Consider the following 22,218-nt stretch of genomic DNA (forward strand, 5'->3'; position numbering starts at 1 on the left):
GTCGTCCTCGGAGTGGCCGGTACCGCGGTTGTATCGGCCACTCCGACAACGCTACAGTGCAACAAAGTCGCGGCTGTGTCGCGGCTCAGCTCGCGGGCAGGGAGCGTCAGGTGAGCCAGACAGCAGAGCGGGACGTCCGAGATCTTCGCGTTGTCATCACCGGAGCCACCAGTGGCATCGGCGAGGAAATCGCCCGTGGACTCGTGCAGCGGGGTGCCGCGGTCACCATCGTGGCTCGCAACAAGGCGAAGGCCGATGCGGTGGCCACCGAGCTCGCCGCCGGCGCGGCCGGAGCGCCGGCGCCCGAGGTCGTCCTCGCCGACCTCGGCGACCTCGCCTCGGTGCGGCGCGCGGCCGCCGAGCTCGACCGGCGCCATGACCGGATCGACGTGCTGGTCAACAATGCCGGACTGGCCGCCATGAGCCCGTCGCGCAGCGCGGACGGGTTCGAGCTGATGATGGCGACCAACCACCTCGGGCCGTTCCTGCTGACCAACCTGCTGCTGGGCAAGCTCGGCAAAGCCGGGTCCGCCCGGATTGTCGGCACCGCGTCCGAGGCGCACCGGTTGGGTGGGCGCCCGCAGCTCAGGACACTTGCCGATCCGCTGGACTACGGCGCACTCGGCGGGCAGGCGGCATACGGCCGCTCCAAGCTGATGAACGTCCTGTTCACCGCGGAGCTCGCACGTCGCCTCGACGGCCTCGGCGTCACCGCGAACTGCTTCTGCCCGGGACTGGTGGCGACCGGCCTGACCCGGGATGTGCAAGGGGCCCAGCGGGTGGCGACGTTCCTCGCCAGGACCCCGTTCGTCCGCCGCCCCGAGCAGGGTGCGCGGATGGGCCTGAGGCTGGTGCTCGACCCGGCACTCGACGGGGTCAGCGGCCAGTTCTTCACCTCTACCCCGGGCGCTCGGCTACTGCCCTCGGTGGCCGCCCGCAACGACGCCCGCTACCAACGCGAGCTCTGGGACCGCTCGGCTGAGCTCGTCGGACTGCCCACCTGAGCTGCCGCTGACGCACCCGGCGTGCGGTCGAGCTCGTCACGGGGCCTGCCGCGACGGGGCTTGTCGCGACGGGGTTTGTCGCGACGGGGTTTGTCGCGACGCTGGGCGCCCCCACCGTCGAAGTCGGCGGGGACGCCCAGCGCGGTCGAGCCTGTGGTGCTTGTGCTCCTGCGACCAGCTCGGTCAGAGCTTGATGTGGGTGAGCTTGGCGAAGTCCGCCTGGTTGCTGTTGACGCCCGGGGTGACGTGGCCATCGAGAACCGAGCTGTCGCCCGAGGGGCCCGTCGACTCCGAGGTGGAGTCTGCGTAGGCGACCCCACCCAGGGTGAGGGTGCCACCGATAACGACTGCTGCGGCCAGGGCCAAACGGCGGGTGCGGCTCATTCTTTGTTCCTTTGCCTCGTGGCGATGCGTGCGGTGTGGCGCGGACTGCGTCGTCGCACCTGCCAACATCAACGAGAGTCGGACTCGCAGATAACGATCTGGCGGCGGTCTCACCAAGGTGGGTGACCAATTGGGTGTTCAGGCGCGAATCGCCCTCACTTATCGTGACCGGCGTCCAGGATTCGGGTGGCGCGATTGCTGCCTGAAACGCTCCGGCCAGCAGTTTTGCCATCCGCTCCGGCGTGTCGGCATATCCGTTGTCTTTTCACTTGGAGGTGAAGACTGCGTGACTCGGTAAACGCAGAGTGGTTATTTCGATGTAATAACGTGTATCACTCGAAAGGGCTCGTAACCTTTGTTGGGGATAAGGATCGCCCCCGTTTGGGCTACCCGCTGTCGCTGTGCTGAGAAGATCCTCTACATTAGCCGTTGCCGGCGGGTGCTCCCCAATTCTCGCTGGTGACATGGCGGGCATCGAGCGATGCTGCCTCAATGAACAGGAGAATCCACTGTGCTGAAGAAGGCTGGAATTGTGGTGGCGGTCGCCGCTGCCGGTCTGCTGGCGGCAACCCCGTTCGCGTTTGCGGGTGCCCTTGACGGTGCACACGGCCAGGTCGGCTGGGTGAACGTCCAGGACAGCGCCGCTCAGGTGCCGATGCAGGCGTGCAACAACTCGGTTGTCGAGGGCACTGCCGGCTTTGCGGCCAAGGACCAGGAGAACAGCGACAGCCACGACGGTGACTGTCACCAGAAGAACTCTTGGGTCGACACCGCGGGCAGCAACTGAGCTAGCTCCGCACGGGAAGGGGCGCCGGACTTCGAGTCCGGCGCCCCTTCTTGCATTTGCGACCCCGGCGCGAGGCGGATTGATATAACTTATTCGGAATTGCGGCGAACTGCGTGGACCGGGGCCGGTCCGGGCCGCGCGGGCCGTGCCGACCGATCTGCCGGAGCTACGGTGCCGGCGTGGCCTGGCGGCGCTCGAGCAGGTCGGCGACCCGGACGGCCAGCGCGTCGAGATCCCGGCTGTTCGGTCCGGTCGGGTCGAGGTTCTGCCCATCGTCGCGCTGCCGGCTGATCGCCCCGAGCAGCGTGACGAACATCGACAGCACCCAGACGCTGAAGGCCACCACCGGCAGCCACCAGGACAGGATGCCGTTCCACGCCAGCGGGCCGTCCATCACGAAGTACAGCCCGGCCGCCGGGAGTGAGCCGATCGCGCACCAGAAGTTGAGGTAGCCGAGCCAGCGCGGGAACACCGGTCGCTCGGACCCGTCCCGCAGGATCGCCAGCCCGGTGACCACGAGCTGGATGACGAACGCATAGAACGCGCCCACGAACAGCAACCAGGCCTGGTCGCTGAGCGCCTGGATGACCGCCGGTGGGCGGTCGCCCCGGTAGGCGGCGGCCGCCAGTGAGGTCATCGGCAGGATGATGACCACCGGGATCATCACGCCGAGGCTCAGCTGGGCGTAGGCGAACGGTGAGTGCGCGCCCTCGATGCGTTTGAGCTGCACGGTGATCACCGCGGTGAACGGGCCCATCAGGGCGGTGCCCAGCATGGCGACCACCAGGCCCAGCCGGATCTTGTTCGGGTTGCTGGTGAAGATGTCCGCCAGCTGCTGGGCGCTCAGGTTCGGCGCCGGCGGTGGGACGAAGTTCGCCAGCAGCAGCAGACCGCCGAGCAGCATGACCAGGAAGACCGGGGCGGTCCAGGTGCACAGGCGCTGGGATGTGGTGCTCATCGGTCCCGTCCGGGGTGCTGGGCAGCTCGCTCGAAGGGCTCGAGCGGCCGTGTCGCGATAAAATATCGCAGCCCCGGGCCATGGTCGAGATCTCGAAGGGACTATCCGTTGAAGCCGCCGCCGCAGATCACGACCTGGCCGCTGACGTAGTCGCTCTCCGGGATGCAGAGCAGGTACACCGAACCGGCCGCCTCGGCCGGCGTGCCCGCGCGGCGCAGCGGGATGGTCGCCTCGAACTGGGCGAGCAGCTCCGGGTTGACCCCGACCGCGATCTGCCGTCCGGCCACGTCGATCTTGGCGTCGCCACCGGCCGGCGTCTCGGTGAGCCGGGTGCGGATCAGTCCGAACGCCACGCAGTTGACCGTGACGTCGTAGCGGCCCCACTCCTTGGCCATCGTCTTGGTCAACCCGGTGACGCCGGCCTTCGCCGAGCTGTAGTTGATCTGGCCGGCGTTGCCGCCGGTGCCGGCGATCGAGGAGATGTTGACGACCTTGCGGGTCACCCGGGGGCCGCCGGCCGCGCGCTCCGCCCTGACCGCCGCGCTGATCACCGGCTGGGCCGCGCGCAGGATCCGGAACGGCGCCTTGAGGTGCACGTCCAGGATGTCGTCCCACTGCTGGTCGGTCATCTTCTGGACGACGTTGTCCCAGGTGTAGCCGGCGTTGTTGATGATGATGTGCAGGCCGCCGAACTCGCTGACGGCGGTGTCCACGAAGCGGTCGGCGAAGTCGGCGTCGGTCACGCTGCCGGCGCAGACGGTCGCCTTCCCGCCGTTCGCGGTGATGTCGGCGGCGGTCTGCTCAGCGACGTCCTTATCCAGGTCGTTGACCACGACCGAGGCACCGGCGGAGGCCAGCTTGAGGGCGATCTCCCGGCCGATGCCTCGGCCGGAACCGGACACCAGCGCGACGCGGTCGGCGAGGGGTAGGGCGGACATGGTTGCTCCCGGTGGGTAGAGGTCGGGGCTAGCTGTCAGGTCTTGCTGTCAGGTCTTGCGGTCAGGTCTAGCTAGGGGAGCGCGATGGTGGCGGTGCCGGTGAGCGTGACGGTGCCGTCGGCCAGGGTCACCGCGAGCTCCAGGTCGGCCCGGCGCTCGCCGTCCACCTGCTCGACGGACACCACCCGCCCGGTGCAGGTCGGCCGGGCGTGCACCGGGGTGATCGCGGCGAAGCGCACCGCGAACGTCCGGATCCGGTCCTGCGGCACCCAGTTGGTGAGCAGCCGGCCCAGGTAGGCCATCGACAGCATGCCGTGCGCGAACACGTCGTCCAGCCCGACCGAGCGGGCCACGTCGATGTCCAGGTGGATCGGGTTGTGGTCACCCGAGGCCGGCCCGAACAGCGCCAGCGTGGTGCGCGTGATCGGCTCCAGCTCGAGCGGCGGGAGTTCGGTGCCGACCTCGACGTCGGTCAGTGCGGTTGTCATTTCCCTGCTCCCGGGTCGCGCACGACGATGGTCTCCCGCAGGTCGGCGACCGGGTTGCCGCCGGCGTCGCGCACCGCCGTCTCCCGGACCAGGAACTGCAGGGCTCCGCCGCGCTTGCTGAACACATCGGTGATCTTCGGTGCCAGCGTCAGGGTGTCGCCGGCATGCGCAGGCGAGTGGTACGTGAAGCTCTGCTCGCCGTGCAGCACATGGCGCAGGTCCACCCCGAGGTCGGTGAGCCAGGTGAAGTCGGCCTCGCCGCGGCCCAGCCCGAGGCCGAACAGGAACGTCGGCGGCACCGGCAGGTCGGCGTGCCCGGCCGACTTCGCCGCATCGACGTCGGAGTACACCGGGTCGGTCTCGCCGATCGCGGAGGCGAACGAGCGCAGCCGGCCGCGCTCGACGTCGACCTCCCGGGCCGGCAGCTCGGTGCCGATCGCGGCCGGGTCGATCGCGCCCATCAGGCGGCCACCTTCTCGTACAGCGTGACCACGCAGGCGCCGCCGAGGCCCAGGTTGTGCTGCAGCGCGTGCCGCGCACCCTCGACCTGGCGCGGGCCGGCGGTGCCGCGCAGCTGCCACACCAGCTCGGTGCACTGCGCCAGCCCGGTGGCGCCCAGCGGGTGGCCCTTGGAGAGCAGCCCGCCGGACGGGTTGGTCACCACCCGGCCGCCGTAGGTGTTGTCGCCGTCGGCCACGAACTTCTCCCCGGACCCCTCCGGGGTGAGCCCGAGGCCCTCGTAGCTGAGCAGCTCGTTCGTCGCGAAGCAGTCGTGCAGCTCGACGACCTTGATGTCCTCCGGGCCGACGCCGGCCTGCTCGTAGACCTGGCGGGCGGCCTCGACGGTCATGTCGTAGCCGACGATCCGGCGCAGCTGACCGGCCTCGAAGGTGCTCGGGAAGTCGGTGGTCATGGCCTGGCCGGCGATCACCACCGAACCGTCCAGCCCGTGGCGGCGGGCGAACTCCGCGCTGCACACCACGGCGGCGGCCGCACCGCAGGTCGGCGGGCAGCACATCAGCCTGGTCAGCGGTCCGAAGATGCGCGGCGAGGCGAGCACCTGCTCCTCGGTGACCTGGTCGCGGAACACCGCGTACGGGTTGTTGGCGGCGTGCTTGCGCGCCTTGACCGAGATCTTGGCGAACGTCTCCACGCTGGTGCCGTAGGTGTCCATGTGCTCCTGGCCGGCACCACCGAAGTAGCGCGGGGCCAATGGGGCATTCTCCTCGGCCTCGTACAGGCCCTCGGCGGCCTCGTCGAACCGGGCGAACGGCGAGGTGCGGTCCGCGAAGCCCATCTGCAGCGCGCCGTTGGCCATCTGCTCGAAGCCGAGCGCGAGGGCGCACTCCACCGCGCCGCTGGACACGGCCTGGCGCGCCAGGTACAGCGCGGACGAGCCGGTGGAGCAGTTGTTGTTCACGTTCAGGATCGGGATGCCGCTGAGGCCGAGCCGGTACAGCGCGGCCTGGCCGGACGTCGAGTCGCCGTAGACCCAGCCGGCGTAGGCCTGCTGGACCTGGTCGTACCCGACACCCGAGTCCCGCAGCGCCTCGCGCGCCGCGCGCTCGCCCATCACCTCGTACCCCAGCGTCTCGCGCGGCTTGGTGAAGGGCACCATGCCGACACCGACGACGTGCACGGTCCGACTCATGAAGAGTTCCTTTGCGTCGACGTTCCTATGATTCAACGGCTACAAATCCGTGATGCTCAAGAAGTTCGACCTAATCACGATTCACTTAGGCGCGCAAGACCGCCCGTCCGAGCGCGCCGAGGTCGGCCTCGAACGCGGGTCGGCCCGGGACCGGGCGGTGCTGCGAGAGCGAGTTGGTGAGGCCGAGTGCGGTGTGCACCAGCACCCGGGCCTCCGGCTCGGACAGCTCGGTGCGGAACCGGCGCAGCAGCGCGACCCATTCGGCCACGTACTCCCGCTGGGTGCGACGGAAGTCGGTGCGCTGCTCGGCCGGCAGGCTGGCCACCTCGTTGAGCAGCACGGTGACGATCTCCGGGTTGCTCGCCATGATCACCACATAGCTGTCCAGCAGCCGGTCCAGCGCGTCCGCCGGTCCCTCCGCGCTGGCCAGCGCCTGGTGCAGGGCGAACCACAGCGCCTCGTTGCCCCGCTGCAGCGCGCTGAGCAGGACGTCGGCCTTGCTCGGGAAGTGGTTGTAGACGCTCGGGCCGGCGATGCCGATGGCGGCGCCGATGTCGTCCAGGCTGACGGCGGAGTAGCCGTGTACGGCGAACAGCTTGCTCGCCGCGGCCAGCAGCGCCTCCCGCCGCGACACCGGCAGCTGTGGATCCTTCGGTGCGTGCGGCGCGGTCCGCTCACCCGAAGCCGGCAGTGTCACGCTCAGCACGGCGGCGGCCGCCCGGTGCAGCAGTTCCACGAAGCGGTCCGGGTCGAGGTGGGTGCGGTGGCGCGAGGGGCTCTCCTGCACCGACGACACGGCGCGGGTGCGCAGTGCGACCTCGGCGGGGTCGACCACCCCGCGCTCGGCCAGTGTGGTGGCCACGGTGGCGGTGAGCCGGGCGAGCACGGCGCGGTGGCGGGCCTTCAGCTCGCCGAACTCATGTTCCGGCAGTTGCCCCGGTGCCCGTTCCCACAGCGTGGCGTACTCCCGGTGGGCCAGCACGACGCCGGTGGTGCCGCGCAGCTGGTCGTCCAGCGCCGAGGAGTCGGCGATCACCCGCTCCAGCCCGTCCAGCGACTCGGTCAGCACCGCGGCGAGCAGGTCGCCCTTGCCCCGGAAGTGCCGGTACAGCGCGCTGGCCCCGATGCCGACCGCGCCGGCGATGTCCGCCATGCCGACCTGGTGGTAGCCGCGTTCCCAGAACAGCCGGGCGGCGGCGGTGACGATCTGTGCCTTGCGGTCCCTCGGCCGCTTGCGGACCGGTCCATCGGTCGTCGGCAGGGCCATCGTCCCTCCTTCACAAGTCGCGGCCGAGCTGTCATTGTGAATGACGCACCAGTCTGCGGCGTGTTGTGGCAGCCTACGATCAGGCTAATTACATCAGATGTGAACCCCGCTGCGGACGTCTCCGACTTTGTGGAAGGACTTGCAATGCCCGGGATGTACCTGACACAGGGTCTGCACCGCGCCGTGGCGCAGACACCGGAGCTGCCGGCGACCATCTTCGGTGACCGGGTGCGCAGCTGGGCGGAGTCGGCCCGGCGGGTGGCCCGCTTCGCCGCCGGGCTGCGGGCGCTCGGCGTCGGCTCCGGTGATCGCGTCGGCATCCTGGCGCACAACTCGGACGTCTACCACGAATACCTGCTGGCGGTGCCCTGGGCGGATGCGGTGGTGGTGCCGGCGAACACCCGGTGGAGCCCCGCCGAGATCGCCTTCTCGCTGCAGGACTCCGGCACCGCGGTCCTGCTGGTGGACGACGCGTTCGCCGCGATGGTGCCCCGGCTGCGCGCGGAGGCGCCGGTACTGCGGACCGTGCTGCACGCCGGCTCCGGTGCGGCGCTGGAGGGTGCGCTGGACCTCGAGGAGCTGATCGCCGGCCACGACCCGGTGCCGGACGTGCGCCGCGGCGGCGACTCGCTGGCCGGCATCTACTACACCGGCGGCACCACCGGGCAGCCCAAGGGCGTGATGCTCAGCCACACCAACCTGCTCACCTCGGCGCTGGGCAGCGCGGCGTCCGGGGCGTTCATGGTGCCCGGCGGGCGCCTGCTGCACGCCGCGCCGATGTTCCACCTCGCGGACGGCGCCGCCTGGGCCGCCCGTACCGCGATCGGCGGCACCCATGTGATCGTCGCGGGGTTCACCCCCGCCGGGGTCGCCGAGGCGGTCGAGCGGCACCGGGTCACCGACGTGCTGCTGGTACCGACGATGGTGCAGATGCTGGTGGACTCCCCGGACGCGGCCGGCGCGGACCTGTCCAGCCTGCGCAACCTGATCTACGGGGCGTCGCCGATCTCTGAGGCCGTGCTGGAGCGCGCGGCCAAGCGGATGCCCACCGCCGACTTCACCCAGGCCTACGGGATGACCGAGCTGTCCCCGGTGGCCACCCTGCTGAGCCCGGCCGACCACGGCGTCCAGCGGCTGCGCCGGTCCGCCGGCCGGGCCGCGCCACATTCTGAGGTGCGCATCGTCGACGAGCAGGACCGCGAGCTCCCCAACGGCTCCGTCGGGGAGATCGTGTCCCGGGGGGCGCATGTGATGCTGGGCTACTGGAACCGGCCGGCCGAGACCGAGGCCGCCCTGCGCGGTGGCTGGATGCACACCGGTGACGGCGGCTACCTCGACGACGAGGGCTACCTGTTCGTGGTCGACCGGATCAAGGACATGATCGTCTCGGGTGGCGAGAACGTGTACTCGGTCGAGGTGGAGAACGCGCTGGCCAAGCACCCGTCGGTGGCGGCCTGCGCGGTGATTGGGGTGCCCGACGAGGAGTGGGGCGAGCGGGTGCACGCGGTGGTCGTGCTGGGAGGTGGCGGTGGTGGCGGCGGCGGCTCGGCACCGACCGGCGAAGAGCTGCGGGCGCACGTCAAGGAGCACATCGCCGGCTACAAGGCGCCGCGCTCGGTCGAGTTCACCGACGCGCTGCCGCTGTCCGGCGCGGGCAAGGTGCTCAAGCGCGAGCTCCGCGCCCGCTACTGGTCCGGCAGCAGCCGCGGCGTCTCGTAATACCCCCGTGAGTGGCGAGCGCCTCCTGGGGCCACTCGCCACTCACGACCCCGGCTGGCCCAGCGCGCGGGTGGTCATGGGGCTCGTACTATATGAATGTCGTAGTAAAGGGCAGGATAACGCTCTGCCCGCGGACCCGAACGCACTTGCGGGCTGCCGGAGCCGCGCACGAGCATGGGCGTACTCGACCGGGCCGCTCGCGCCCCGGCCGACGAGGAGTCGCCGTGCTGACCGCAGTTTCCGCCGCCCCCGCCCGTATGGCGGCGTGGCTGCGTGGGCGGGACCCGAACCTGACGGCGATCCGTGCCGCGGTCCGGGTCACCACGGCGGCCTGCGTCGGCTTCTTCCTCTGCCGCTACCTGCTCGGCGACGGCGTGATGGCCACCTACGCGGTGTTCGGCACGATCGCGCTCGGCGCCCTGTCCGACGTGTTCGGGCCGCCGGCGATCCGCACCCGGGTCTACCTCGCCGCGCTGCCGGCGGCCGCAGCCCTGGTCGCGGTGGGCACCATGCTCGCGGTGAGCACCTGGACGGCGGTGCTCGGCATGCTGGTGGTCGGCTTCGGGGTGGCCTACGCCGGCGTCGGTGGTCCCCGGCTGATCGGCCTGGTCAACGGGATGCAGCTGTTCTACATCCTGCCGTGCTTCCCGCCGTACGCCCCGGAGACGCTGCCCGAGCGGCTGATCGGGCTGCTCATCGGAGTCGCGCTGCTGATCGTCGCCGACCGGGTACTGCTGCCCGCGCCCGCGCCACCCGCCTTCTGCACCCGGATCGCGGACACCGCCGACCTGGTCGCCCGGTACCTGGCCGCCGTCCGGGCGCACCCCGAGACCGAGCAGGCGCAGCTGCGGGCGGTCACCCTGAAGGCGCTCGAGGGGCTGCGGCTGACCGCGATACCGGTGCCGCAGCGGCCCACCGGCCCCGGCCGCCGCGACCGGGGGCTCACCCACGCGGCCGGTGCGATCCGGATCATCGGTGCCCGGACCGCCGTGCTGGACGAGCTGATGCACAGCCGGGACGCACCGCCGGCCGAGTTCACCGCCGCGCTGCTGGACGCGGTCCGCACCTCGCTGGCCGAGGTCGCGGCCGCGCTGCGCGGGCGCGGGCCGGCCCCGATCGCCGGGCCGCTGATGGCCATGGTGGAGAAGTACCTGGACCGGCGCGCCGACTGGATCGCCCGCCGCGGCGACAGCATCGACCTGCCGGACGGACTCCGTGCCGGTGTGGCCGCGCTGGCCGTGGCCGAGTCCACCCACAGCCTCGTCGCGGCCACCCGCGCGGCCATCGGCGCCGAGCCCGACCACACGGCCGCGCCGTCGCCGGCCGCGTGGTACACGACCGCGTCGACGGCCACGCTGTGGCGTGGCCGGGTGCTCAGCCACCTCACCCCGCGCTCGGTGTACCTGCAGAACGCGGTGCGCCTGGCCGTCGGTCTCGCGGTGGCCAGGGCCGCGGTGGACGTGTTCGACCTCTCGCACGGGATGTGGGTACTGCTGGCCACCCTCACCCTGATGCGTACCTCGCTGATCGCCAGCGGCGCCGCGCTGGTCCCGGCGTTCGCCGGCACACTCGTCGGCGCGGCGCTGGGTGCCGGGCTGCTCACGGTGATCGGTGGCCACTCGACCGTCTATGCGGTCATGCTGCCGGTGGTCATGGTGCTGGCGTTCGCGGCCGGCCCGCTGCTCGGTCCGCCGTACGGCCAGGCCGGCTTCACCATCGTGGTGGCCACGCTGTTCGCCCAGGTCTCCCCGGCCACCTGGCAGCTGGCCGGCTCCCGGCTGCTCGACGTGGTGGCCGGCGGGCTGATCGGGGCGGCCATCGGCGCGGCGGTGTGGCCACGCGGCGGGGCCGGCGAGATCCGGCGGATCGCCGAGGCGGCGCTGCGGGCCGGCGCGGACGACCTGGTCACCACGGTCGACGCGGTCGGCGGGGTGTGCCGGCGGCCACCGGGCAAACTCCGCTCGCAGGGGCTCGCGGTGCTGTTCGAGAACACCTACGGCCAGTACCGGTCCGAGCCGGCGCACCGCAACGACGCCGACTGGCTGACCGTGCTCAGCGTGGTACACCGGCTGGCCAGCGATGCGCAGATGCTCACCAACCGGCACCCGGAGATCGACCCACTGCCCTGGCCCGCCGTCGCGGACCGGATCGACGACGCCGCCCGGGACGTGGCCACCGGCTACCGCGAGGTGGCGGACGCGATCGCCGCCAGCCGGCCGTCGAACTGTGGCGCCAACGCACTGCTGGCACGGCTGCGGACCAACCCGCTGGCGGCCAGGTTCGCCGCCGAGCCGCACGCCGCGCTGCGCGCGCTGGACGCCTGGGGTTGGCTGCTGGCACTGGCGTACGACCTTGACCGGGTGGAGCGGGCCACCTCGAGCACGGTCGAGCCGGTCCGGTCCGGCCCGGCGCTGGCCCGCCTCGTCCGCTCCCGAGCCGGCAGCGCCTGACTCCCCGGACCGAGCCGCCTAGGAGCGCACTGAACAACTCGGGCCTACTGCGCGGCGCCCAGGCGGCGCCCTCGCGGCGTTGGACGAGCGGGCCGATACAACCCCGGTATCGGCCCGCTCGTCCGCCTTGCGATGACACCACCTGGCCACCGCTCGCTACGGCCGGAGTTGTTCAGCACCCTCCTAGACCTCCACGTGAACCGGGCCGCCGACACTCTTCGGCTTGCCGGACCGCAGCATCAGGGCGAGTACCGCGCCGCCCGCGCTCATCAACGCCACGATGTAGAACCCGTTGTCGTAGGTCTGGGTGGTCACGCTCGCGCTGAGCTGCTGGTACATGCCGAGCAGGCCGGGTGCGCCCTTCTCGCTGGCCGCGGTCACCGCCGGCAGGGCCTGCGCGCCACCACTCACCAGCGAGCCCCGGTCGGACATCATCTGCGCCGACGCGGTCGCGTTGAGGCTGCCGAACACAGCCACCGCGACGCTCGAGGCCACCCGCTGCATCACGTTGTTCATGCCGCTGCCGGAGGAGGTCAGCCTGGCGGGCAGCGCGGACACCCCGGCGGTGATCATCGGCATCATCGCCAGCCCGGTGCCGACGTTGCGGATCGCGGTCCACAGCTCGATGTCGGCGCGCGGGGTGTTCGGGGTGAGCCCGGCCAGCAGGTAGGAGCCGTAGGCCATCACCGCCAGCCCGAGCGCTACCGGTACCCGGGGCCCGATCATGTCGTAGATCCGCCCGGCGAACGGCATCAGCACCACGAGCACGATCGCGGAGGGCACCAGCACCAGTCCGGCGTCCAGCGCCTGCAGACCCTGGATGTTCTGCAGGTACTGCGGGATGAAGTACAGCGTGGTGAACAGGCCGGTCATCGCCACGCCGAGCAGGATCAGGGACAACCCGTACGCCGGGACCTTGAAGATCCGCAGGTCGATGAGCGGGTTCTCCACCTCGAGCTCCACGATCACAAACAGCGCCAGGCTCAGCGCCCCGGAGATGAACAGCGCGAGGATCCGGTAGCCGGTCCAGCCCCAGTTCTGGCCCTCGGAGAAGGCCAGCAGCATGGCGAACAGGCCGTAGGCGATGGTGATGAAGCCCCAGAAGTCGAACTTGGGCCAGCTGGTCGGCGCGATGCGGGGGAACACCGCGACCGCGGCGATGGTGCCCAGGATGCCGATCGGCACGTTGATGTAGAAGATCAGCCGCCAGTCGATGTACTCGACCAGGTAGCCGCCCAGGGTGGGCCCGACGGCCGGTGCGACGACCACGCCGAGGCCGTAGATGCCCATCGCGGCGCCGATCTTCTCCCTCGGCACGATCTGGTAGAGCATCGTCATCGTGACCACCGGCAGGATGCCGCCGGGGATGGCCTGGATGACCCGGAAGACGATCATCGTGTCCAGGTTCCAGGCCATGCCGCACAGTGCGGAGGCCGCCGCGAAGCCGACCATCGAGAGGATGTAGAGCCTGGTCTGGCCGATGCGCATGCCGAGCCAGCCGGTCAGCGGCACCACGATGCCCAGCGCCAGGGTGTAGCCGGTGACGATCCACTCGACGTCGTCGGGCGCGGCGCTCAGCTCGATCTGGATCTTCGGTACCGCGACGTTGACGATGCTGGTGTCCAGCACGGACATGAAACTGCCGACGATCAGGACCGACAGGGGCAGCACCCAGCCCTGGGTGGCACGGCGCGTCGGCCGGGTCGCGGTTGTCACGTCACTAAGAATTACCTTAAGACACTGATCGTATCTAGTTTCAAAACTGCGTGACCTCAACGCGAGAACTGCCAGGACCTTCGGCTCTCGTCGATCAACTGATAAAGGTGCAGGTCAGGGCGTTACAGAGGCTCGGGCCGTCGGTCCAGATCAGACCGACGACCCGAGCGTGGCGTTGGCCACTGTCGCGCGTCTTGCGCAAAGTTGAGCTTCCGTCCCTGACCGAGGCGGGGCCGGATCCCTGCGGTGCCGCTACCCGCCGGCGCTGACCAGGGCTTCCTGGTGGCGCTTGGCGTCCTCGTCGCCGAAGCGGTCCTCCAGGTCCATCGGCGAGTAGTCCTCGTCGATCTCCCGGGGGTCGCGGCCGCGGGCGCCCTGGATGGACTCCATCCGCCGGGTCAGCTTGTCGGCGGCGTACTGCGCCATCTCGGCCTCGTCGATGCCGAACGGGGTCTCCCGGCCGTCGAAGCGGCCGTAGATCTCATTGGTCAGCGCGAGCGCCGGTTCCATGAGCTTGCCCATCTGCTGCTCCACGACGCTCCAGTTGTCGTCGCTGGCGGCCACGTGGCGGCGGCAGGTGAAGGTGCCCCAGGCCATGTGGCGGCGCTCGTCGTCGCCGATGTGCTTGATCAGCTTCTGCATGCCCGGCAGCAGTCCCCGGCTGTTGCAGACCTTCGCCCAGGCGAAGTAGCCGGTGAGTGCCAGGCAGCCCTCGACGATGTGGTTGTAGGTGACCGAGGCGCGGATCTGCGCGGCCGGCGACGGGTCGTCGATCAGTGCCCACATCGCCTTCGGCTGCTCGACCTTGAAGATGATGTCGTAGGCGGGCCCGTACTCGGCGAAGTCGTGCAGGTCACCGGTGAGCCCGACGGCGTCGAACCACATCCGGAAGCCCTGCATGTGCTTGGCCTCCTCGAACGCGAACTGCGCCAGGTAGGCCTCGTCGGCGAGGCGCCCCTCGGCGGCCATCGCGTGCATGAACGGCTGGATGTCCTGGGTCACCGACTCCTCCCCGGCCATGAACCGGGCGGCCAGCGAGCCGGTCATCAGCTTCTCGTCCTCCGTCATCGCCGCGAAGTCCTCGGCGTCGCGGGAGAAGTCGATGTCCTCGGGGTTCCAGAACTTCTTGTTGCCCTTGCGGAACAGCTTCATCGGGAACGAGTCCATCCGCAGCCCGCCCGCGCACAGGCTGCCGAATCCGTCACGTTTGTTGTGTTCGATACTGCGGTCGATCGCCATGGGTACTCCTCGGTGAATACGGGTGGCAAGCGCGTCAATTTTGTGCTGATCATCACACAGTCGGCCGCGTGATCAGAGGTCCTTGCGCGCCACCGTTGGCCCGAACGGGCCAGTGCGGTCGGGGTCGGTTGGTCCAGCCGAAGCGCGGTCGGTCAGAACCCGAGCTGCACTGTGCGCGGTGAGCTAGTCAATCTGTACAGGTCGGCGGGCGTCGTGCGAGGCGCAATGTGCACCAAAGGAAGCTACGAGGGTCGATATTGCGCACAAGGCCACCACTGGAGTGTCCTGGGGGCACACGCCCCGACCCGAGGAGGCCGCTCGTGAGCATTGACCAGACCCTCACCAGCCAGGAGCGGTTGGCCGACCTGGATCTCGACGAGCTGCGCCAGCTGGTCGGCCTGGTGGAGTACGACGCGCAGCGCGACCCGTTCCCCTTGACCGGCTGGGACGCGGTGGTGTGGGCGGTCGGCAACGCCACCCAGGCGGCACTGTTCTACCAGGCCGTGTTGGGCATGGAGCTGGTCGCGTACTCCGGGCCGGAGACCGGCAACCGGGACCACCACGCCTACGTGCTGCGCTCGGGCGCGGTGCGGTTCGTGCTCAAGGGCGGGGTGGACCCGGCGAGCCCGGTGCTGGACCACCACCGCCGCCACGGCGACGGCATCATGGACATCGCGCTCGAGGTGCCCGATGTGGATCGCTGCATCGCGCACGCGCGCGCCCAGGGTGCCACGGTGCTCGAGGAGCCGCACGACGTCACCGACGAGCACGGCACCGTGCGGGTCGCGGCGCTGGCCACCTACGGCGAAACCCGGCACACCCTGGTCGACCGGTCCGGCTACACCGGCCCCTACCTGCCCGGATACATCGCGCGCGGCTCCGGTTACCAAAAGCCGGTCGGCGAGCCGAAGCGGGTGTTCCAGGCGTTGGACCACGTGGTGGGCAACGTCGAGCTCGGTCGGATGGACGAGTGGGTGGCCTTCTACAACCGGGTCATGGGCTTCACCAACATGGCGGAGTTCGTCGGCGAGGACATCGCCACCGACTACTCCGCACTGATGAGCAAGGTGGTCGCCAGTGGCAACCACCGGGTGAAGTTTCCGCTCAACGAGCCGGCGGTGGGCAAGAAGCGCTCGCAGATCGACGAGTACCTGGACTACTACGGCGGCCCCGGCGCCCAGCACCTCGCCCTGGCCACCAACGACATCATCCGCACCGTGGACACGCTGCGGGCCAAGGGCATCGAGTTCCTGGCCACGCCGGACTCCTACTACTCCGACCCGGAGCTGCGGGCCCGGATCGGGAACGTCCGGGTGCCGATCGAGGAGCTGCGGAGCCGGGGCATCCTGGTCGACCGGGACGAGGACGGCTACCTGTTGCAGATCTTCACCAAGCCGATCGGGGACCGGCCCACTGTGTTCTTCGAGTTCATCGAGCGGCACGGTTCGCTCGGCTTCGGTATCGGCAACTTCAAGGCGCTGTTCGAGGCCATCGAGCGCGAGCAGGCCAAGCGCGGCAACTTCTGAGTTCGCCTTCGACCCCGGCCCGGCACCGCGCTCACCTACGATGGCCATCATCTAGCTGAGCCGGTCCGGGGCGCCCCGGCGGCCCGGGGCGAGGAGCCGCGCGGTGGGCCACTCCCAGGCCGACAAGGTCGCCAGTCACCAACGGATCGTGGAGATCACCGCGACCCGGCTGCGTGTCGACGGCCTGTCGCGACCGGCGATCGGCGAGCTGATGAAGGAGGCCGGCCTCACCCACGGCGGCTTCTACCGGCACTTCGGCTCCCGGGACGAACTGGTCGACGAGTCGATCGTGCGGGCACTGTGGGACGGCGCCCGGCGGATTGCCGACGCGGTCGGTGCCGAACGGGACGGCGGCGGTGACCCGCTGGCCGGGCTGATCGCGGCCTACCTGAGCCCCGAGCACCGCGACGACCTGGCCGGCAGCTGCGCGGTCGCCACCCTGGGCGCCGACGTGGCCAGGGCCTCCGATCGGACCCGGAGCGCATACGGCGACCAGGTGCGGAGCTACCTCCGGGTCATCGAGGGGCTGCTCGACGAACCGGACCCGACGGCCCGCCGGCGGCGCGCGGTGCTGACCCTGTCGGCGCTGGTCGGCGCCGTGGTCATGGCGCGGGCGGTGTCCGACCCCGAGCTGTCCGGCGAACTGCTGGCGCTGGTTGGCGATGCACTGACCGGTCCGTAGTGATGATCAGGATGAGGACTATCATCCTGAGCTGTCGACGGCGTATGGGGTTTGTGGGTGATTGGCACCCGGACAAATGCCTGCGAAAATGGGACGAAGCGACGGCGCCCGGCGCCGAGTTGTCACATCTGGACCAGGGGCATCCTTTCGTATCCCGCGAGGGGTGCGGTTAGATGGTCCGGAGACTGACTATCGCTCGGGCAATTTCCCACCGAGGTTCGATGCATTCGGAGACAAGATGACGAGCGTGGCGCCCGTTCGCCCGGTCGAGGCGGCTTCGGTCGTCGAACGGGTCACCTCGGAAATTCGTCACGCCATCGTGGCCGGCCGCTTAGCGCCGGGCCAGGAGTTCTCACTGCGCCAGATCGCCGGCCAGCTCGGGGTCAGCTTCATCCCGGTGCGCGAAGCGCTGCGCAGCCTGGAAGCGGAAGGGCTGCTGGAGACCCGGCGGGGGCGCAGTGCGATCGTCGCCCCGATCGAGCTCGAGGAGCTGCACGCCATCTGTCAGCTCTGTCGGCTGATCGAACCCGAGCTCACGGTCCGGGCCAGCGGCCTGATCCGGGCCAGCGAGCTGGATCGGCTCGAGGCCGGGCTCGCGTTCCTGGTCGACTCCACGAGCCCGAGGGACGAGGTGTACGACCGCAGTCACGTGTTCCACCTCGACCTGGTCCGACCGGCCGCCACCGCCTGGGACCTGCGGATCCTGGAGCGGCTGTGGCGGGCGCTGGAGCGCTACGTGCGGGTCGGCTACGCCCGGATCGACGGCGACGCGGGGCCTGGCAGTGTCCGGGGCTGGGACGACCGGGCGCAGCGCTCGCTCATCGCGGCGTACCGCTCCGGTGACGCCGAAACGGTCCGCCGGGCCACCCTGGACAACATCGACGCCTACGAACAGATCGCCCAGCGCGGCCTCGAATAGGTCGGTGGGCTCTGGTCCGGTCGCGTCAGGCCTGGCCGGGTGCGTGGTGGCTCGGTCCGTGAGGACCCGATCTCATGATCAACGCATCGTCGGTCCGGTTCTGAGCGCCGGAAACCAGACTTACGTTGCGTTGATCACCGGCCTCGCTGCCCACTCCAGTCGCTTGAGCACCAGGGGTGACCGGATCCTCAGTGCCCGGACAAATTGGTGGTGGGCGACCGGCCGGCGGTCTGCAAGGGTGGACGATCGTGGCTGACGATCTGGCGGAACTCACCGTCGCGGACGCCGCCGCCTGGCGGGCCTGGCTCGGCACGCACCACGGCGAACCGGTGGGGGTGTGGCTGGTGCTGGCCAAGAAGGGCATCACCACGCCGACCAGCCTCAGCTACGACCAGGCGCTGGACGAGGCGCTGTGCCACGGCTGGATCGACGGCCAGGTGCGCCGCCGCGACGAGGGCACCTACCGCCAGCGCTTCACCCCGCGCCGGGCGCGCAGCACGTGGTCGGCGCGCAATGTCGACCTGGTGTCCGGACTGGTCGCCGACGGCCGGATGTGCGCGCCCGGGCTCGCCGAGGTGGAGCGGGCCAAGGCGGACGGGCGCTGGGCGGCCGCGTACCCCGGCCAGGCCGCTACCGAGGTGCCCTCCGACCTGGCCGAGGCGCTCGCCGCGCGGCCCGGCGCCCAGGCCATGTTCGACACCCTGACCAGCCAGAACCGGTTCGCGATCCTGCACCGGCTGCGGTCGGTCAAGCGCGCCGAGACCCGGGCGCGACGGCTCGACGAGTTCGTCGCGATGCTGGCGAGAGGCGAGACGGTCTACCCGCAAAAGCGAACGGGCAGCGGCACGGGCAGTGGCGCCGATGGCTGAGCCCGATCTCGGCGGGGCGCCGGTGCCGTCCGACTACGACCTGGACCCGGGCCGGTTCGCCGCCAACATGCGGGCCACCGACGCGTACTCGATGTCCAGCGATGTGCACCCGATGGTCGCGGAACGGCTCGCCTCGATGGGCGTCGAGCGGGTGCTCGACCTGGGCGGCGGCACCGGGCGGCTGACCTGGTTGCTCGCCGACCGCGGCATCTGGACCCCGGTTCTCGACAACGCCCAGCACGTGCGGCAGGCGCCGCCACCCCAGGTGCTCGGCGAGGCCGAACAGCTGCCGTTCGCCGGTGCGTCCTTCGACGCCGTCGCCGCGCTATACCTGCTCTACCACCTGGAACGGCCGGTCCGGGTGCTCCGCGAGATCCGCCGGGTGCTGCGTCCGGGCGGCACGTTCGTGGCCAGCACCGCCGGGCGGACCAACGACCCCGAGCTCGCCTCGGTGCTCCCGGACTGGGGTCACCCGACCCCGTTCGACGCCGAGGAGGCGGCCCAGATCGTCGGCGAGGTCTTCCACGTGACCCAGGTGATCTCATGGGACCAGCCGTACGTCGAGTTGCCGGACCGCTCGGCCGCCGCGCTGTACCTTCGCGGTCGCGGGCTGTCCGAGCGGGAGGCCCGGGACCGCGCCGGCGAGCTGCCCACCCCGATGACGGTGACGAAGCGCGGCGCGCTGATCTGGGCCCGCGCCAGGACCAGGGGGTAACCGGAGTGGACGACGCGCTGCGCACGCTGTTGGACGAGCTGTACCGGGACGGCCTCCAATACGACGGGGCCCAGTCCGACCGGCTGAACCGGCGGCGCAACCTGGAGCCGGACGCGGCCGCACTGCTGTCGGTGGTCATCCAGGCGATGGGCGCGCGCACCGTGGTGGAGATCGGTACCTCGAACGGCTACTCCACGATCTGGCTGGCGGACGCGGTCGCGCCGGTGGGTGGCCGGGTGCTCAGCGTCGACCTGGACGCAGCGGCACAGGAGTTGGCCGCCGCGAACCTGGCCGCCGCCGGGCTGGACAAGTGCGTTGAGCTGCGCCGCTGTGACGGCGGAGCGGTGCTGGCCGAGTTGCCGGACGGCGGCTGTGACGTGCTCTTCCTGGACTCCGAGCGGCCGGAGTATCCGGGTTGGTGGCCGCATCCGGTGCGGGTGCTGCGCCCGGGCGGGCTCCTGGCGGTGGACAACGTGCTGTCACACCCCGACGAGGTCGCCCCGCTGCTGCGGCTGATCCACGCGGAGCCGACACTGACCGCGACCGTGGTGCCGGTCGGCAAGGGTGAGCTGCTCGCGGTGAAGGCCGTTTCCTGAGTTCCGCCGAGTTCTCCTGAGCGCCGGTCCCCCCGTTCTCATGATCGATAAAGTCCAGTGGGAAAACCTGTTATCACAGTCTGGTGTAGTTGATATTGACCCCGCTCGGGCCGTGTTTGAGTAGAGGGGTGGGTGGGCGGCTCGGTGTTGTAGTGGCAATCGGTGTGATGGTGGTCGTGGGCTTCGCGCTCGGCTGGGCGAGTCTGCCCGCCTCCCGAACACCTCCGGCGCTGGCGGTGCCGACCTTCGCCGCCCAGGCCGGACAGCTCGGGCCGGCCGCCACGGTCGCGCCGAGGGCCACCCTGCTGCCCACCGACTGCGCCGAGGTGCTGACCGGCCCGGTCGACGCCTCCGCACTGCTGGGCCAGCCGACCGGCACCGTCGGGGTGCACACCGTGATGGGGGTGCCGGCCCCGTCGGTGGGCATCGTCGAGCGGGTCAGCTGTGGCTACCAGGGGCCCCGCCCGGGCGGCCCGGCGCTGCAGTTGGGGCTCGCCGCGTTCACCGACGCGCCGTCGGCCGCCGCGCAGCGACTGCGCAACATCGCTGCCGAGCGCGGCGACACCAGGGCATCGGCGCCGGTGGCGCTCGGCGATGCACATGCCGTCCTGCTCAACCAGCCCACCCGGTCACTGCTGATGGTCGACTACGACCGCTACACGGTGACCGCGAGCCTGGCGCACGGCGTGGTGCCGGACACCCAGGACGGGCCGGTGCTGGTCGACCTGGTCCGGAGGGTGCTGCCCAACCTGGCACCGCCGGCCGCGGTCAAGGGCCCGGCGCCGGTGGCACCCGGTCGCCACTGAACCGGGCACCCCGAGCCGCTGACCGGCGCGCTCAGTGCGCGAACACCACCGTGTCGCTGACCTGCGAGGTGTCCAGCCGCCACGGCCGGGCCACCAGCACGAGCACCAGCATGGCCAGCAGCAGCCCACCGGCGATCACGGTGGCCATCGCCAGCGCGTTGTTGCCGAGCACCCCGACCACCGGCGACACCAGCGCACCGAGGCCGAACTGGACCGCGCCGAGCAGCGCCGCCGCCGTGCCGGCCGACTCGCCGTGCTGCGACAGCGCCACGGCGGGTGCGTTCGGCAGCATCAGGCCGGCGAAGAACAGCACCGCCCACAGCGGCAGCGCAACGGCGACCAGACCACCCACACCGGTCACGGCCAGCGCGAACATCGTTGCACCGGCCACCGTGGCGAACACGCTGGCGGTGACCAGGATCTGGTGCGGCTCGAAGCGGCGCAACAACCGGGCGTTCAGCTGGGTGGCCGCGATCAGCCAGATCGCGCTGACCCCGAACATCAACCCGAACTGCTGCTGGGTCAACCCGAACTGCAGCTGGAAGACGAACGACGAGCCGGCCACGAACCCGAACAGGGCAGCCATCGCCAGCCCGGCCACCAGCACCAGTCCGATGAACGTACGGTCCGCGAGCAGCCCGCCGTAGGTCCGCATGGTGACGCCGAAAGCGAGCTTCTGGCGGCGGTGCGGCGGCAGCGTCTCCGGCAGCGCAAGCGCGGCGAACAGCACGATCAGCAGGCCGAGCACACCGAGTGCCACGAACACGCCGCGCCACTGGGTCCAGCGCAGCAGCGCACTACCCAGGGTGGGCGCCAACACCGGCGACACACCCATCACCAGGATCAGCCGGGACAGCAGGGTCGCCGCCGCCCGGTCGTTGAACAGGTCACGCACGATCGCCAGTGCCAGCACCGCGCCGGCCGAGGCGCCCAGCCCCTGCAGCACCCGGGCCGCGGTGAGCAGCTCGACGTTCGGGGCCACCAGGCACAGGACCGACGCGACCACGTGGATCGCGGTGCCGACCAGCAGCGGCGTGCGGCGCCCGACCGCGTCGGACAGCGGCCCGACCAGCAGCTGGCCGAGTCCGAGCCCGAGCACCGTGCCGCTCAGGGTGAGCTGGATGGTCGACTCGGTGGTGAGCAGGTCCTGTGCGATGCGCGGCAGTGCCGGCAGGTACATGTCGATGGACAGGGGACCGAGCGCGACGAGCGCGCCCAGCACGAGCACCAGCTTCAGCTGCTGCCGGCCCGAGTAGCTGGCACCGGCCCCTGCGGACGGCTGGCCGGCCGCGACGGTGGTCGCCCTCGGCTGGTCGTCAGCGATAGTCACAACTTCTCCCAACTTGCTTGCCAGAAAAATGCACAGGCCTCGAACAACGCTGTGCGCTGGCCCAACAGGGGTTCACAAGCAATCGATCTTCCGGGTTGTTCCGCTCGGTCGGGAGATGTGAGTTAGTCGAAATTGATTGACCTTGGCCGAGGGGCGTGCGCGACGATGGGCAAC

21 protein-coding genes are annotated in these 22,218 nt (G+C 70.5%); 11 read left to right on the top strand and 10 right to left on the bottom strand.

Annotated features, from left to right (window positions below):
* Nucleotides 1-110: 110 nt before the first annotated feature.
* Nucleotides 111-1,004: an SDR family NAD(P)-dependent oxidoreductase gene (locus ACTXG6_RS06305; protein WP_445186817.1), complete on the top strand. Its 894-nt coding sequence runs from the start codon at nt 111-113 to the stop codon at nt 1,002-1,004.
* A 183-nt stretch (nt 1,005-1,187) separates the two neighbouring features.
* Here ACTXG6_RS06305 and ACTXG6_RS06310 read toward each other — a convergent pair whose 3' ends face one another.
* Nucleotides 1,188-1,388 carry a hypothetical protein gene (locus ACTXG6_RS06310; protein WP_445186818.1) on the bottom strand — a complete coding sequence of 67 codons (201 nt, stop codon included), beginning with the start codon at nt 1,386-1,388 and terminating at the stop codon, nt 1,188-1,190.
* A gap of 511 nt (nt 1,389-1,899) precedes the next feature.
* On the opposite strand from ACTXG6_RS06310, the gene ACTXG6_RS06315 reads away from it, so the two are divergent.
* Nucleotides 1,900-2,175: a hypothetical protein gene (locus ACTXG6_RS06315; protein ID WP_445186819.1), complete on the top strand. Its 276-nt coding sequence runs from the start codon at nt 1,900-1,902 to the stop codon at nt 2,173-2,175.
* A 166-nt stretch (nt 2,176-2,341) separates the two neighbouring features.
* On the opposite strand, the gene ACTXG6_RS06320 is transcribed toward ACTXG6_RS06315, so the two are convergent.
* The 6 genes from ACTXG6_RS06320 to ACTXG6_RS06345 all read right to left on the bottom strand — a co-directional run bounded on the left by ACTXG6_RS06320 (nt 2,342) and on the right by ACTXG6_RS06345 (nt 7,477).
* Entirely contained in the window at nt 2,342-3,133 is a 792-nt protein-coding gene (locus ACTXG6_RS06320) for a hypothetical protein (protein ID WP_445186820.1), read from the bottom strand.
* Between the two features lie 101 nt (nt 3,134-3,234).
* Entirely contained in the window at nt 3,235-4,071 is an 837-nt protein-coding gene (locus ACTXG6_RS06325; protein WP_445186821.1) for an SDR family NAD(P)-dependent oxidoreductase, read from the bottom strand.
* Nucleotides 4,072-4,142: 71 nt separating this feature from the next.
* On the bottom strand, nt 4,143-4,559 hold the full coding sequence (locus ACTXG6_RS06330) for a MaoC/PaaZ C-terminal domain-containing protein (RefSeq protein WP_445186822.1): 417 nt from the start codon (nt 4,557-4,559) through the stop codon (nt 4,143-4,145).
* Entirely contained in the window at nt 4,556-5,020 is a 465-nt protein-coding gene (locus ACTXG6_RS06335) for a MaoC family dehydratase N-terminal domain-containing protein (RefSeq protein WP_445186823.1), read from the bottom strand. Before ACTXG6_RS06335 ends, ACTXG6_RS06330 begins: the two co-directional genes overlap by 4 nt.
* Nucleotides 5,020-6,210, bottom strand: a complete 1,191-nt coding sequence (locus ACTXG6_RS06340; protein ID WP_445186824.1) for a lipid-transfer protein — start codon at nt 6,208-6,210, stop codon at nt 5,020-5,022. Before ACTXG6_RS06340 ends, ACTXG6_RS06335 begins: the two co-directional genes overlap by 1 nt.
* A gap of 85 nt (nt 6,211-6,295) precedes the next feature.
* On the bottom strand, nt 6,296-7,477 hold the full coding sequence (locus tag ACTXG6_RS06345) for a TetR/AcrR family transcriptional regulator (RefSeq protein ID WP_445186825.1): 1,182 nt from the start codon (nt 7,475-7,477) through the stop codon (nt 6,296-6,298).
* A gap of 144 nt (nt 7,478-7,621) precedes the next feature.
* Here ACTXG6_RS06345 and ACTXG6_RS06350 point away from each other — a divergent pair, with 144 nt between their 5' ends.
* Together ACTXG6_RS06350 and ACTXG6_RS06355 are read left to right on the top strand one after the other, a co-directional pair.
* Nucleotides 7,622-9,196 (top strand): acyl-CoA synthetase, encoded by a 1,575-nt coding sequence (locus ACTXG6_RS06350; protein WP_445186826.1) that lies wholly within the window; start codon nt 7,622-7,624, stop codon nt 9,194-9,196.
* Between the two features lie 224 nt (nt 9,197-9,420).
* Nucleotides 9,421-11,646: an FUSC family protein gene (locus tag ACTXG6_RS06355; RefSeq protein ID WP_445186827.1), complete on the top strand. Its 2,226-nt coding sequence runs from the start codon at nt 9,421-9,423 to the stop codon at nt 11,644-11,646.
* 183 nt (nt 11,647-11,829) lie between these two features.
* On the opposite strand, the gene ACTXG6_RS06360 is transcribed toward ACTXG6_RS06355, so the two are convergent.
* Both ACTXG6_RS06360 and ACTXG6_RS06365 read right to left on the bottom strand, forming a co-directional pair.
* Nucleotides 11,830-13,362 (bottom strand): DHA2 family efflux MFS transporter permease subunit, encoded by a 1,533-nt coding sequence (locus ACTXG6_RS06360; RefSeq protein WP_445186828.1) that lies wholly within the window; start codon nt 13,360-13,362, stop codon nt 11,830-11,832.
* A 252-nt stretch (nt 13,363-13,614) separates the two neighbouring features.
* Nucleotides 13,615-14,601, bottom strand: coding sequence for a R2-like ligand-binding oxidase (locus ACTXG6_RS06365; protein ID WP_445186829.1), 987 nt, complete (start codon nt 14,599-14,601; stop codon nt 13,615-13,617).
* 326 nt (nt 14,602-14,927) lie between these two features.
* Here ACTXG6_RS06365 and hppD point away from each other — a divergent pair, with 326 nt between their 5' ends.
* From hppD to ACTXG6_RS06400, 7 genes are all read left to right on the top strand, one after another.
* On the top strand, nt 14,928-16,127 hold the full coding sequence (gene hppD, locus ACTXG6_RS06370) for a 4-hydroxyphenylpyruvate dioxygenase (protein WP_445189929.1): 1,200 nt from the start codon (nt 14,928-14,930) through the stop codon (nt 16,125-16,127).
* A 103-nt stretch (nt 16,128-16,230) separates the two neighbouring features.
* Nucleotides 16,231-16,809, top strand: coding sequence for a TetR/AcrR family transcriptional regulator (locus ACTXG6_RS06375; RefSeq protein ID WP_445186830.1), 579 nt, complete (start codon nt 16,231-16,233; stop codon nt 16,807-16,809).
* A 238-nt stretch (nt 16,810-17,047) separates the two neighbouring features.
* Entirely contained in the window at nt 17,048-17,728 is a 681-nt protein-coding gene (locus tag ACTXG6_RS06380; protein WP_445186831.1) for a GntR family transcriptional regulator, read from the top strand.
* A 248-nt stretch (nt 17,729-17,976) separates the two neighbouring features.
* Entirely contained in the window at nt 17,977-18,597 is a 621-nt protein-coding gene (locus ACTXG6_RS06385; RefSeq protein WP_445186832.1) for a YdeI/OmpD-associated family protein, read from the top strand.
* Nucleotides 18,590-19,312: a class I SAM-dependent methyltransferase gene (locus ACTXG6_RS06390; RefSeq protein ID WP_445186833.1), complete on the top strand. Its 723-nt coding sequence runs from the start codon at nt 18,590-18,592 to the stop codon at nt 19,310-19,312. Before ACTXG6_RS06385 ends, ACTXG6_RS06390 begins: the two co-directional genes overlap by 8 nt.
* A 5-nt stretch (nt 19,313-19,317) precedes the next feature.
* Nucleotides 19,318-19,908, top strand: a complete 591-nt coding sequence (locus tag ACTXG6_RS06395) for an O-methyltransferase (protein WP_445186834.1) — start codon at nt 19,318-19,320, stop codon at nt 19,906-19,908.
* Between the two features lie 152 nt (nt 19,909-20,060).
* The gene (locus ACTXG6_RS06400; RefSeq protein ID WP_445186835.1) at nt 20,061-20,714 is read left to right on the top strand and encodes a hypothetical protein; all 654 of its coding nucleotides are present in this window, start codon (nt 20,061-20,063) and stop codon (nt 20,712-20,714) included.
* Between the two features lie 31 nt (nt 20,715-20,745).
* Here ACTXG6_RS06400 and ACTXG6_RS06405 read toward each other — a convergent pair whose 3' ends face one another.
* Nucleotides 20,746-22,044 carry a multidrug effflux MFS transporter gene (locus ACTXG6_RS06405; protein WP_445186836.1) on the bottom strand — a complete coding sequence of 433 codons (1,299 nt, stop codon included), beginning with the start codon at nt 22,042-22,044 and terminating at the stop codon, nt 20,746-20,748.
* Nucleotides 22,045-22,218 lie beyond the last annotated feature (174 nt).

The organism is Pseudonocardia sp. Cha107L01 (genome assembly GCF_052566575.1).

Bases quoted from the DNA above. Each gene is read 5' to 3' on its own strand.
- ACTXG6_RS06365 (WP_445186829.1), bottom strand. From the start codon at position 14,601: ATGGCGATCGACCGCAGTATCGAACACAACAAACGTGACGGATTCGGC.
- ACTXG6_RS06310 (WP_445186818.1), bottom strand. From the start codon at position 1,388: ATGAGCCGCACCCGCCGTTTGGCCCTGGCCGCAGCAGTCGTTATCGGT.
- ACTXG6_RS06330 (WP_445186822.1), bottom strand. From the start codon at position 4,559: ATGACAACCGCACTGACCGACGTCGAGGTCGGCACCGAACTCCCGCCG.
- ACTXG6_RS06320 (WP_445186820.1), bottom strand. From the start codon at position 3,133: ATGAGCACCACATCCCAGCGCCTGTGCACCTGGACCGCCCCGGTCTTC.
- ACTXG6_RS06335 (WP_445186823.1), bottom strand. From the start codon at position 5,020: ATGGGCGCGATCGACCCGGCCGCGATCGGCACCGAGCTGCCGGCCCGG.
- ACTXG6_RS06380 (WP_445186831.1), top strand. From the start codon at position 17,048: ATGACGAGCGTGGCGCCCGTTCGCCCGGTCGAGGCGGCTTCGGTCGTC.
- ACTXG6_RS06325 (WP_445186821.1), bottom strand. From the start codon at position 4,071: ATGTCCGCCCTACCCCTCGCCGACCGCGTCGCGCTGGTGTCCGGTTCC.
- ACTXG6_RS06345 (WP_445186825.1), bottom strand. From the start codon at position 7,477: ATGGCCCTGCCGACGACCGATGGACCGGTCCGCAAGCGGCCGAGGGAC.
- ACTXG6_RS06390 (WP_445186833.1), top strand. From the start codon at position 18,590: ATGGCTGAGCCCGATCTCGGCGGGGCGCCGGTGCCGTCCGACTACGAC.
- ACTXG6_RS06340 (WP_445186824.1), bottom strand. From the start codon at position 6,210: ATGAGTCGGACCGTGCACGTCGTCGGTGTCGGCATGGTGCCCTTCACC.
- ACTXG6_RS06350 (WP_445186826.1), top strand. From the start codon at position 7,622: ATGCCCGGGATGTACCTGACACAGGGTCTGCACCGCGCCGTGGCGCAG.